The sequence below is a fragment of the Pseudomonas sp. GW821-FHT02H06 genome (assembly GCF_059421525.1).
In genome coordinates this window covers 1-11072 of sequence record NZ_JBWKVD010000033.1, presented here as the reverse complement: position 1 = coordinate 11072, position 11072 = coordinate 1, and the positions used below count along the sequence as shown (strand labels likewise).

Here is an 11072-nt window from a genome sequence, read left to right as displayed (position 1 = left end):
CTTTCTGGTCATGTAGAACTCCTCGATAAATGTATTTTCCACTTATCGAGGTGTCCGGGGAAATTAGACCACTGCAACGTTCCTGTTGAAAATGACGCCGGCCGGAGGTTCAACTCGAACGATGATCGAATCACGGTAAGTAAGTGCCTCCTCTACAGGATGCAGAAAATCGATCGCTCGGTCGCCGATGGTAAGTTTTTCGTTAACTAACACAAATGCCATTTTATTCATCGGCCAAGCCTTATCGATTCACAAGGACCGGCTTCAGCCGGGAAGAGGCCGGTGTGAGCACCGAACATTCTGCAGTGTGACGCCTGACGCATTCCCGGCTAAAGCCGGTCCCACTAAAGGCTCGCGCGCACCCCGTAGGACCGGCTTCAGCCGGGAAGGCGTCGGCCGCTATAGCAACACTCTCGATCCTAAACCTCAATATCCAGCAACGCCGCCCCCAGCGCTTTGCCGTGGGCATCCAGCGCCAATGACCGTGTAACGCCCCCCTTCAAAATCCCCGGCAGCACAAAATTCAGCGCGTGCACGTTTGGCAGTTCATACCGAAGCACCCGCGAGGCATCGCTCCCCAGCAACTCGGCAAAGTGCTCAGCCACCCGCTCGACCGTCAGCACCTCCAACAATCGCGGGTAGTCTTCCGCCTTGAAAGCGATCACCGAAATATTCGAGGTGTCGCCCTTGTCGCCGGTCCGGGAATGGGCCAGTTCGCGCAATTTCACGGTGCTCATGATGCGTCCTCCAGATGAACCTGCGCCCTGATGGCATCCCGCGGCATCAGCAGCGACGCCACGGCCACCACTTGCCGCACGCCCTTGGTCGCGCCGCCGCCGCCATAGGGCCCGTTGGTGTAGAGGGTTTCGACTTCATTGCCGATGCGCACGGCTTCGGCCTTGTCTGCACAGCGCGCCGCGACCCGCAGGCGCACCTCCCACGGCTCGGCCGCCGTCCGCGAACCCAGCGCCGCACCGTGCAATGCGTCGACGCCAATCAGCTCGGCGCGCACGTCATCGAAGACCGCGCCCATCAATTGCAAACGCTCGAGAACCACGTCCCGCGCCAGTTGTGCCCGGGCCAGGGCGCCGGGCCCGCCGTAGGAAATCTGCCCCTCGCCGATCCAGCCGTCGAGATAACCCACCGAGACCTTGAGCGTCTCGGGTCGCGCGCGGCCATCGGCGCCCTCAGCCCGTACTTGGTTGGTGGCGACTGGATGGAACGACACGCCGGAAAAATCCGCCGTCACGTCCGGGGTCAGGTACGCCGCCGGGTCGTGCACTTCATAAATCATTTGCTCGATGCAGGTGGCGGTGTCGATGCGCCCCCCAGAGCCTGCGACCTTGCTGATCACCGCCCTGCCCTCGGCATCGACTTCCGCCAGCGGAAACCCGAGGCGGGCCAGATTCGGCACCTCTTTAACGCCCGGATCAGCAAAGTAACCGCCAGTGATCTGCCCGGCGCATTCCAGCAGATGGCCGATCAGCGTACCGCGTCCCAGCCGCGTCCAGTCGTCCTCGGCCCAGCCGAATTCGAACAGCTGCGGCGCAAGAAACAACGAGGGATCGGCGACCCGACCGGTGATGACCACATCAGCATCGGCCTTCAGCGCCTCGACAATCCCCTCGGCACCCAGGTAGGCATTCGCCGAGATAAACCGATCACCTAACGAAGCAATCGTCGCGCCGTTATCGAGCACCTGTTCAGGACTCGCCTTTAGGACAGCGAGCACGTCATCCCCTGTCACCGCCGCGACCTTCAGCCCGTGCAGCCCCAACTTGATCGCAATGCGCCGCACTTCCCGCGCCGCCGCCAGCGGATTGGCCGCGCCCATGTTGCTGATCAGCCGAAGCCGACGTTGCCCTGCTTCCCGTCCACGCCCCACAAACGGCAGCACGCGACGCATGCGCTCACTCAGCAGCGGGTCGAAACCGGCCTCGGGATCGCTGAGCCGCGCTTGTTGTGCGAGGGCAATGGTGCGCTCGGCCAGGCACTCGAAAACCAGGTAATCCAGTTCGCCCTTCTCAGCCAACTCAACGGCGGGCTCGATACGGTCACCGGAATAACCGGCGCCAGAGCCGATACGTAATGTCTTCATTTAAAACACTCCCAGCAACAGTGCGGTCAGGGTCATCAGCACCGATGCGGCAAACAGAAACGGAATGGTGAAGCGCTGGTGGTCGGCCAGTTCGACCTTGCACAGCCCGACCAGCAGGAAGGTGGCCGGCGTCAGCGGGCTGACCGGGAAGCCGGTGGTGTGCACGCCCAGCAGCGAGGCCTGGGCCACTTGCAGCGGATCAACGCCCAGGGAGCGACCGACTTCGGCAATCACCGGCATCACGCCGAAATAGAAGGAATCGGGATCAAACAACAGGCTCAGCGGCATGGACAGGAAGCCCACCACCATCGGAATCAACTTGCCGTGGCCGGCCGGGATTTGCGCCACCGCCACTTCGGCCATGGCCTTGAGCATGCCGGTGCCTTGCATGATCCCGGTGAACACCCCCGCCGCCAGAAGAATGCTGGCCATGGTCAGGGCGGTCTTGGCGTGGGCATCGATGCGCGCGCGCTGGGCGTCGACGTTGGGGTAGTTGATGCACAGCGCCAGCACCGTGCCGACCATGAACATCACCACCGGATCGACCCAGCCGGAAATCATCACCGCCATGACCACGATGGTCAGCACCAGATTGAGCCAGAACAGACGCGGCCGGCGCAGCACCGCTTCATGCTCGGTGAGCACACGCTGCGGCACCACGTCGATGTGCTCGGCCGTGGTTTGAAAGCGGCCCAGCCCCAGGCGCATTTCCTCACGTCGCCCGAGCATCCAGGCGCAGAAGAAAACAAAGGCCAGGCCGACGATCTGCACCGGAATCAGCGGCTGGAACAGTTCGGACACGGGTACATGCAGCGCCGCCGACGAACGCAGCACCGGCCCGGTCCACGGCAGGAAATTCACCCCCGCTGCCATCGCCGCGACGCAGGCCAGAATCCGCCGATCAATACCCAGCCGCGTGTACAGCGGCAGCATTGCCGGGATCGTCACCAGAAAGGTCACCGCGCCGGAACCGTCGAGGTGCACCAGCAACGCCAGCAGTGCGGTGCCGACGACAATCCGCGTAGGACGCGTGCCCACCGTGCGCAGGATGCGGTCGATGATCGGGTCGAGCATGCCGGCGTCGGTCATCACCCCGAAGAACAGAATGGCGAACACGAACATGCCGACCACCGGGGCGACGTTCTTGATACCGGTGATGATGAAGCCGCTGGTTTGCAGACCGAATCCGCCGATCAATGCGGCGATGATGGGCAAGGCAATCAGGGCAACCAGGGGCGAGAGGCGCTTGCTCATGACGGCGGCGAGCAGGCAGAGGATGGTAATGGCACCAAGGGTGGCGAGCATGGTTTGATCCTTCGTCATCCCTGACCGGCGGGCGGCGGGACGAGCTGTTGTTGTTTTCATCGAGTATCGAAACGAGGCTAAGCTTTGTAAATTGAAATGTTCGGCGCCCTGCGTTCGGAAAAATCGAATGACGCCCCGACAAGAAGAATTGGAAATCAGCGCCATGAAAAACTCGATTCAGCACATCCGCGCGTTCCTGACCGTCGCCCACACCGGCAGCTTTGCCAAGGCGGCGCTGGAGCTGAACCTGTCGCCGTCCGCCCTGACCGTGCAGATCCAGCAGTTGGAAGAATGGCTCGGCGTTGCCCTGCTGGAGCGCAGCCCGCGCCAGGTCAGCCTGACCGCTGCGGGTCAGAACAATCGCGGGCCCATGGAGAAACTGCTGCTGGATCTGGACAACATCGTCAGCGGCTCGCGGGATCTGGCCGCGCTGCGTCGGGGCGTGGTGACCATCGCCGCCCTGCCGTCGATGTGTTCCGGCACGCTGCCGCCCATTCTGAAAACCTTCCGCGAGCAGTTCCCCGGCGTCGAAGTGCGCTTGCGTGACGTGGTCGCGCAGCGGATTGATGCGCTGGTGCGCGAGGGCGAAGTGGATTTCGGGCTGGGGGTGCGGGCGCGCATGGGCCACGGGCTGGCGTTCGAGGTGGTGATGGTCGACCGGCTGAGCCTGTTCGTTCCCGCTGACCATTCGCTGGCACAGGAGCGTTCGGTCACCCTGCAGGCCCTGGCGGGACAGCCGATCATCCTCACCGGTCGCGACAGCAGTGTGCGCGAGCGGGTGGAACAGTTATTTGCCGAAGAAGGGCTTGTGCTGACGCCCGGACTGGAAGCGAACTACATGTCGACGGTCATGGCGCTGGTGCGGCAGGGACTGGGGATGACGTTGCTGCCGGAGTCCGCCGACGAAGGCCGCGGCGATTTGACGCAGGTGCGAGTCGAGCATCCTGGGGTGTGTCGGGAGATCGGGCTGATTACCCGAACGGCTGTGAGCCTGAGCCCCGCAGCCCGGCGATTCGTCGAAACAATGAAAAACGCGCTGGAACGGCAAAAACCTTGAGCGGTTTGCACGAGGACTGCTGCCGTATGCGCCGAAGACAGCAGGCCATAGTGACAGTGGCAGCGAAGTCTCGAGTCAGCGTCGAGACTCCCATCAGGAATTGCTTCCGTGTACCATCCGGAGCCCAAAATCGTATTAAAAGGAATTAACGATGTCACTCGAAGCATATCTGCAGATTGAAGGGGTTCCCGGTGAAGCGCTAACGGAGGCCTACGAAAACTGGATTGAACTGCAAGACTTCGATCTTTCTGCCAGCCAGACAGCCTCCGCTACTTCCACCTCATCTGGGGGCGCGAGCTCCGGTCGAGCTTACATGAGCGACATGCTTGTCAAAAAAGCTGTCGACAACGCCACGCCGAAGCTGCATGAAGCATGCTGTAGCGGAAAGCACTTCAAGCAGGTTTCTGTGCATCTATTCCGCGCCGGAGACCCCAAAGTTAAGTACCTCGAGATAAAACTAGAAGAAGTGATCATCAGTTCATTTTCATTAACAGGCAATGGTGATCAGGACAACAGCTTCCCGAGCGAGCTTATCGCTTTGAACTATGGAAGAATTCAACTCATCTATTCCAAACAAAATCGAAAGACAGGACAGAGCGCGGGGCAGATTGCTGGCGGGTGGGATGCCATCAGCAATAAGATATTTTCATAACCACTCAAAATTTCGCAGGGAAAAGCGATGAACTACGAAATGCCAGCAGCTATTCCTCCGGGTGTCAATGTAGACGTCCATATGAAGCTTGCAAACGATCAATGGAAACGAGATCCGGCGACCGGTGCATTTATGAGCTGGTTCTACTACAAAGTGCGTAACCGCGCCCCGTGGGACTATAAACAGCAGAATCCCGAATGGGAAAACTTTGGCAATTTCCACTACGGTGCTGTTGGCACTGCTGGGCAACTTACCGAACAGCTGTTGCTGAGGGCGGCCGGATACGCGCAAAAAGCAGCCAAGACACAAAAAGCCGATCACAAGTGGGGTTACTGGTTCTGGCTGCCTCCCTACGGGGATGACCCCAAAGACCAGAAATGGATAAAGATGGGGATCTTGTATGCAAAATCCAAAGGCTACTAATTTCAGACTCACCTATAAGCACTCCTTCTGGGCTCTTGTAGTGATTTTGATTATCAATGCATTGTTTGGAGATTTTTTTAACTTCGGCAGTGGCGCTGATGAGTTAGTCCTCAAAAGGCAACTGCCTCAGGGCGATTGGTTATACATTACACGCTATGGCGCGATGGCAACTGACGTGGACACTTTGCGTTTTTTTATTAGCAAACCGCTCGATGGCGATGACCTGGAAGTCCTCAAACAGCTTAATAAGGCAAGTGAATTCCTGATCACGGACAGTGCCTTAAACGACGTTTCTATCGAGGACACCCCCAATGGTGTAGGGATAAAAGTGCAAGGCGCAGTCTACCGATACTTCAGTAAAGAATATGTCACGGAGGGCGATGAGTTAAGAAGTTATCGGATCACGTTGACGCAGGTGGATACTGCGTCTAGGGACTGACAGCAGTGTGCGTGAGCGAGTGGAGCAGTTATTTGCCGAAGAAGGGCTTGTGCTGACGCCCGGGCTGGAAGCGAACTACATGTCAACGGTCATGGCGCTAGTGCGGCACGGCCTGGGGATGACCTTGCTGCCGGAATCCGCCGACGAAGGCCGCGGCGATTTGACGCAGGTGCGGGTCGAGCATCCTGGCGTGTGTCGGGAGATCGGGCTGATTACCCGTGCTGGATCGGACCCGAGCCCGGCAGCGCTGCGATTCGTCGAGACCCTGAAAGCCGCGCTGTGAACGCTAAAACGCTCTGGCCGCTTGCGCGCTTAAAGCTTCCAGCTCCCTCACTGCCTGAACCCCGGCTGAACAAGCAGGGTTTTGCAAAAAAACCAGTGCACGCATTCAATAATGAGTATCATTATGTTACACAGTGGCTGAATGCGAATGGCTACCCGACGCATTCACGTCGCACACCCTATCAGATATGCACCGGTGATAAATGCTCGTTCCTTTTTTGATCATGCTGCGCGAAGGGATTGAAGCCGCGCTTATCGTTGGCATCATTGCCAGTTACCTGAGACAGACCGGCCGCGGCGAGTGGATGCCTGCGGTGTGGATCGGCGTGTTTCTGGCGGTCGCCCTGGCGCTTTTCGTCGGCGGTGGTCTGGAGATGGTCAGCGCTGAATTCCCGCAAAAGCAGCAGGAACTGTTCGAAGGCATCGTCGGCCTCGTCGCCGTGGTCATCCTCAGCTCGATGGTCGTGTGGATGCGAAAAGTCGCGCGCTCGGTCAAGCATGACCTGCACCAGTCCCTGGACGCCGCTCTGGCCGGGTCGAGAAACCAGACCTACGCGCTGATCGGCATGGTGTTCTTCGCCGTCGCCCGTGAAAGCCTCGAAACCGTGTTCTTCCTGCTCGCCGTGTTCCAGCAGAGCGAAGGCGTGTCCGGCCCGCTGGGTGCGCTGTTCGGCCTGATCATCGCGGTGTGCATCGGCGTTGCGATCTATAAAGGCAGCATGCGCCTGAACCTGAGCAAGTTCTTCCGCTACACCGGCCTGTTCATCCTCGTCGTCGCGGCGGGCATTCTGGCCAACTCCGTGCGTTCGCTGCACGAAGCCGGGGTCTGGAACCACTTCCAGGACGTGGTGTTCGACATCAGCGCGATCCTGCCGATGGACGGCCCGACCGGTTCGGTGCTGGCCGGAATGTTCGGCTATCAGGATGCGCCGACCGTCAGCGTGCTGGTGGCGTACCTGGCTTACCTGGTCTTTGCGCTGTTCCTGTTCTTCAAGCCCCAGGCGCGGGTGGTGAGTCTGCCCACCCGCCCGGCCCATGAACACGGTCACACTTCTTCGGTTACGCATTCAGTTACGAACAAATAAGGGCTCCCATGAACTCCACTGCCAACGGCCTTCCTCCCAAGAAAGCCAAGCCCCCTCGCGCCTTGCAGTTCGCCGTTGCAGGCTCGGTGATTTTGATGATCGCCGCCGGCGCCATGTTTTATTTCGCCTCCCAGGCCGCGCAGCAAAAGCGCATCGCCAACAGCGGCAATGAAACCGTCGTGACCATCAACGCTAAAAGCTGCGAGCCGAATTCGATCACCGTGCCGGCCGGAAAGAACGCTTTCCGCATCGTCAACGCTTCGGATCGCGCCGTGGAATGGGAAATCCTCGACGGCGTGCTCGTGGTGGAAGAACGCGAAAACATCGTTCCGGGCCTGAGCCAGATCATCAACGCCAACCTGCAGCCGGGCGACTACGCCATCACCTGCGGCTTGCTGAGCAACCCGCGCGGCACCCTGCACGTGACGCCGACCGCTGAATCCGATGCCGCTGCCAAAGCGCGTCCGTCGATGGTCGCCTTCATCGGCCCGCTGTCCGAATACCGCGTCTACCTGAGCACCCAGAGCAGCGCGCTGATCCGCGCGGTCAACGATCTGCAACAAGCCATCGACAGCGGCGATCTGGCCCAAGCGCAGAAAGCCTACGCGCCGGCCCGTGCTGCCTATCAGCGCATCGCCCCTGCGGCCCAGCGCCTGTCCGAGCTGGACAACGCGATCAACGCCCGCGCCGATTACTACGAAAAACGCGAACAGGACCCGGGCTTCGGCGGCTTCCACCGCCTGGAATTCGGCCTGTTCTCGCAGAAATCCGTCGATGGCCTGACGCCGGTCGTGCAGAAGCTGCAAACCGACATCGCCAGCCTGAAACAGCAATTGCTGGCCCAGAGCATTGCCCCGGAACAACTGGCGAGCATGGTCGTGCGCAACATGCGCAGCATCGCCGAAGTCCGCAGCAACGGCGAAGAAGAACGCTATAGCCACCTCGACGTGAACGGCTTTGCCGCCAACCTGGAAGGTACGCGCAAGGTCATCGACCTGCTGCGTCCGCTGCTGGCCAAGTCCTCCGGCGACGTGCTGAAAAAGATCGACACCGCGAGCACCGCCCTGGATGACCAGTTGCTGATGCTCAAGACCGCCGACGGCTTCAAGCCGTACGACCAGGTCAGCACCGAACAACGAAAACAAGTAGCAGACAAGGCCAAGGCACTGGCCGACGCACTCGATGGAATCGATCCGGCCCTCGGCCTCTCAGGCCTGTGAGCGTGCCCAGGCGGGTGCCCCATGCACCCGCCCGGCCCTGAAACCAGAGCGAAGACAGCATTCACATGAAAGACTCCGATTCAAAAAACGCGCCGATCTCCACTGACCGTCGCCGCGTCCTGCTGGGCCTTGGCGCTGCGGGCGCAGCGGTGGCCGGTGCCAGCCTGACCGGCAACGCGTTCGCCGCCACCGCGCCGGCGCAGGTCACCGAAGCACCGAAAAGCGAAAAAACCCAGGACCACAACGCGTTCCACGGCCCGCATCAGAGCGGCATCGTCACCCCGCGCCCAACCGCCGGGATGATGGTCTCCTTCGACGTGCTGGCCCAGGATCGTGAAGACCTTGAGCGCATGTTCCGTACGTTGAACGAGCGCATTGCGTTTCTGATGACCGGCGGCCCCGTGCCCCAGGTCGACCCGAAACTGCCGCCACTGGATTCCGGCATCCTCGGCCCGGTGGTCACGCCGGACAACTTGACCATTACCGTGTCGGTGGGTGACTCGCTGTTCGACGACCGCTTTGGTCTGGAACCCGTCAAGCCCAAGCGTCTGCAGCGCATGGTCGGTTTCCCCAACGACGCGCTGGAAGCCGATTGCTGCCACGGCGACTTGAGCATTCAGTTCTGCTCGAACGCCCCGGACAGCAACATTCACGCCCTGCGCGACATCGTGAAAAACCTGCCGGACCTGCTGTTGGTGCGCTGGAAACAGGAAGGCACCGTGCCCGCCCAGGCCCCGCTGAAGCCGGGCCAGCCGCCGGAAAGCGCGCGCAACTTCCTGGGTTTCCGCGACGGCTCGGCCAACCCCGATTCGAACAACAAGAAGACCATGAACGAGCTGGTCTGGGTGCAACCGGGCAGCGATGAACCGGCCTGGGCCGCCAACGGCAGCTATCAGGCGGTGCGCATCATCCGCAACTTCGTCGAGCGCTGGGACCGTACCCCGCTGCAGGAGCAGGAATCGATCATCGGCCGGGTCAAAACCACTGGCGCGCCGATGCATGGCAAGACCGAAACCGACGTCCCGGATTTCCAGAACGATCCGGAAGGCAAGATCACCAAGCTGGACTCCCACATCCGCCTGGCCAACCCACGCACGGCCGAAACCCAGCGCAACCTGATCCTGCGTCGCCCGTTCAACTACTCGAACGGCGTGAACAAGAACGGTCAGCTGGACATGGGTCTGCTGTTCATCTGCTATCAGGCGGACCTGGAGAAAGGCTTCATTACTGTGCAGACGCGCCTCAACGGCGAGCCGCTTGAGGAGTACCTCAAGCCGGTGGGCGGCGGGTATTTCTTCACCCTGCCGGGCGTGGTCGACAGCAACGATTTCATTGGCCGGTCCTTGCTGGCCGCCTCTGCCCACACAACAAAAACTGCCTGACAACCCTTACCTCACAGGAAGAGCTCTATGAAAAAGTCGCCCCTCGCTTTGTTGCTGACCTTTGGCCTGTTGCAGACATCGATGTCCGCGTTCGCCGCCACCGCGCCGCTGGATCTGGTCACGCCGGTTTCGGATTACAAGATCTACGTGACCGAAAACGTCGACACCCTGGCCGCCGACACGCAGAAGTTCACCGACGCGATCAAGAAGGGCGACCTGGCGACGGCGAAAAAGCTGTTCCCGACCACGCGTCTGTCTTATGAGTCGATCGAGCCGATTGCCGAACTGTTCAGCGACCTGGACGCGTCGATCGACTCCCGTGAAGACGATCACGAGAACGGTGTGAAGGCCGACGATTTCACCGGTTTCCACCGCCTGGAATATGCGTTGTTCTCGCAGAACACCACCAAGGATCAGGGCGTGTTCGCGGACAAGCTGTTGGCTGACGTGAAAGAGCTGCAGTCGCGTATCGCTGGCATCACCTTCCCGCCAGAAAAAGTCGTGGGCGGTGCTGCTGCGCTGATGGAAGAAGTGGCGGCGACGAAGCTTTCGGGCGAGGAAGATCGTTATAGCCATACCGATCTGTATGACTTCCAGGGCAACGTTGACGGTTCGAAGAAGATCGTCGATTTGTTCAAGCCGCAGCTGGAGCAGTCGGACAAGGCGTTCGTGGCGAAGGTCGAGAAGAACTTTGCGACCGTGGACAAGATCCTGGCGAAGTACAAGACCAAGGACGGTGGCTACGAGACGTACGACAAGGTGAAGGAGCAGGATCGCAAGGCGTTGGCAGGTCCGGTCAATACGTTGGCTGAAGATCTGTCGCAGATGCGCGGGAAATTGGGCCTGAACTGATTCGTCAGGTACTCAAGAGCCCGCTTGCCGAGAGATCGGCAGGCGGGCTTTTTCATGGGCACGCCGGTTGTTGGATGGCGCTCTATCCATTATTTGTGTGTACGTGAATTAGGGTTCCGCCCTTACGGCGGGTCACTTTTTCCAACAGCCGAAAAAGTAACCAAAAAGGCCGTGCTCCTGGTTTGGCCCCTCCTCCGTCGGGGTTCCTTCACTCCGGTCCCGCTCCGTGGGCCCGCGCCGAACGGGCATCCATGCCCTGACGGCGCTCTCGCCGCAT

11 protein-coding genes and 1 pseudogene are annotated in these 11072 nt (G+C 60.3%); 9 read left to right on the top strand and 3 right to left on the bottom strand.

Going from position 1 to position 11072, the window contains the following annotated elements; all coding sequences use genetic code 11:
* Positions 1 to 419: 419 nt before the first annotated feature.
* Genes AC07VF_RS26265 through AC07VF_RS26255 form a run of 3 tightly spaced genes read right to left on the bottom strand, consistent with a single transcriptional unit; the run spans position 420 to position 3421 of the window.
* Positions 420 to 737, bottom strand: coding sequence for an AtuA-related protein (locus AC07VF_RS26265; RefSeq protein WP_495010159.1), 318 nt, complete (start codon positions 735 to 737; stop codon positions 420 to 422).
* A complete protein-coding gene (locus tag AC07VF_RS26260) occupies positions 734 to 2098 on the bottom strand; it encodes an acyclic terpene utilization AtuA family protein (protein ID WP_495010160.1) in 1365 nt (454 codons plus the stop codon). Before AC07VF_RS26260 ends, AC07VF_RS26265 begins: the two co-directional genes overlap by 4 nt.
* Positions 2099 to 3421 carry a CitMHS family transporter gene (locus tag AC07VF_RS26255; protein ID WP_495010161.1) on the bottom strand — a complete coding sequence of 441 codons (1323 nt, stop codon included), beginning with the start codon at positions 3419 to 3421 and terminating at the stop codon, positions 2099 to 2101.
* A 145-nt stretch (positions 3422 to 3566) separates the two neighbouring features.
* Here AC07VF_RS26255 and AC07VF_RS26250 point away from each other — a divergent pair, with 145 nt between their 5' ends.
* The 9 genes and pseudogenes from AC07VF_RS26250 (at position 3567) to efeO (AC07VF_RS26210) (ending at position 10795) form a co-directional block, all read left to right on the top strand.
* On the top strand, positions 3567 to 4460 hold the full coding sequence (locus tag AC07VF_RS26250; RefSeq protein ID WP_495010164.1) for a LysR family transcriptional regulator: 894 nt from the start codon (positions 3567 to 3569) through the stop codon (positions 4458 to 4460).
* 151 nt (positions 4461 to 4611) lie between these two features.
* Entirely contained in the window at positions 4612 to 5112 is a 501-nt protein-coding gene (locus AC07VF_RS26245; protein WP_369304258.1) for an Hcp family type VI secretion system effector, read from the top strand.
* A gap of 27 nt (positions 5113 to 5139) precedes the next feature.
* Positions 5140 to 5535, top strand: coding sequence for a polymorphic toxin type 44 domain-containing protein (locus AC07VF_RS26240; protein WP_192175105.1), 396 nt, complete (start codon positions 5140 to 5142; stop codon positions 5533 to 5535).
* Positions 5513 to 5974 (top strand): hypothetical protein, encoded by a 462-nt coding sequence (locus AC07VF_RS26235; RefSeq protein WP_495010162.1) that lies wholly within the window; start codon positions 5513 to 5515, stop codon positions 5972 to 5974. The genes AC07VF_RS26240 and AC07VF_RS26235 overlap by 23 nt, the downstream gene beginning before the upstream one ends.
* Positions 5955 to 6257 (top strand): annotated as a pseudogene (locus AC07VF_RS26230) (LysR substrate-binding domain-containing protein); the annotation flags it as partial. The gene AC07VF_RS26235 and the pseudogene AC07VF_RS26230, both read left to right, overlap by 20 nt.
* Positions 6258 to 6459: 202 nt before the next feature.
* The gene (efeU, locus tag AC07VF_RS26225) at positions 6460 to 7341 is read left to right on the top strand and encodes an iron uptake transporter permease EfeU (protein ID WP_192175103.1); all 882 of its coding nucleotides are present in this window, start codon (positions 6460 to 6462) and stop codon (positions 7339 to 7341) included.
* A gap of 8 nt (positions 7342 to 7349) precedes the next feature.
* A complete protein-coding gene (gene efeO / locus AC07VF_RS26220; protein WP_423573897.1) occupies positions 7350 to 8561 on the top strand; it encodes an iron uptake system protein EfeO in 1212 nt (403 codons plus the stop codon).
* A gap of 65 nt (positions 8562 to 8626) precedes the next feature.
* Entirely contained in the window at positions 8627 to 9943 is a 1317-nt protein-coding gene (gene efeB, locus AC07VF_RS26215; protein WP_495010163.1) for an iron uptake transporter deferrochelatase/peroxidase subunit, read from the top strand.
* 27 nt (positions 9944 to 9970) lie between these two features.
* Positions 9971 to 10795: an iron uptake system protein EfeO gene (gene efeO / locus AC07VF_RS26210; RefSeq protein WP_192175100.1), complete on the top strand. Its 825-nt coding sequence runs from the start codon at positions 9971 to 9973 to the stop codon at positions 10793 to 10795.
* Positions 10796 to 11072: the final 277 nt, after the last annotated feature.

Bases quoted from the DNA above. Each gene is read 5' to 3' on its own strand.
- AC07VF_RS26265 (WP_495010159.1), bottom strand. From the start codon at position 737: ATGAGCACCGTGAAATTGCGCGAACTGGCCCATTCCCGGACCGGCGAC.
- AC07VF_RS26260 (WP_495010160.1), bottom strand. From the start codon at position 2,098: ATGAAGACATTACGTATCGGCTCTGGCGCCGGTTATTCCGGTGACCGT.
- AC07VF_RS26255 (WP_495010161.1), bottom strand. From the start codon at position 3,421: ATGACGAAGGATCAAACCATGCTCGCCACCCTTGGTGCCATTACCATC.
- AC07VF_RS26250 (WP_495010164.1), top strand. From the start codon at position 3,567: ATGAAAAACTCGATTCAGCACATCCGCGCGTTCCTGACCGTCGCCCAC.
- AC07VF_RS26245 (WP_369304258.1), top strand. From the start codon at position 4,612: ATGTCACTCGAAGCATATCTGCAGATTGAAGGGGTTCCCGGTGAAGCG.
- AC07VF_RS26240 (WP_192175105.1), top strand. From the start codon at position 5,140: ATGAACTACGAAATGCCAGCAGCTATTCCTCCGGGTGTCAATGTAGAC.
- AC07VF_RS26235 (WP_495010162.1), top strand. From the start codon at position 5,513: ATGCAAAATCCAAAGGCTACTAATTTCAGACTCACCTATAAGCACTCC.
- efeU (WP_192175103.1), top strand. From the start codon at position 6,460: ATGCTCGTTCCTTTTTTGATCATGCTGCGCGAAGGGATTGAAGCCGCG.
- efeO (WP_423573897.1), top strand. From the start codon at position 7,350: ATGAACTCCACTGCCAACGGCCTTCCTCCCAAGAAAGCCAAGCCCCCT.
- efeB (WP_495010163.1), top strand. From the start codon at position 8,627: ATGAAAGACTCCGATTCAAAAAACGCGCCGATCTCCACTGACCGTCGC.
- efeO (WP_192175100.1), top strand. From the start codon at position 9,971: ATGAAAAAGTCGCCCCTCGCTTTGTTGCTGACCTTTGGCCTGTTGCAG.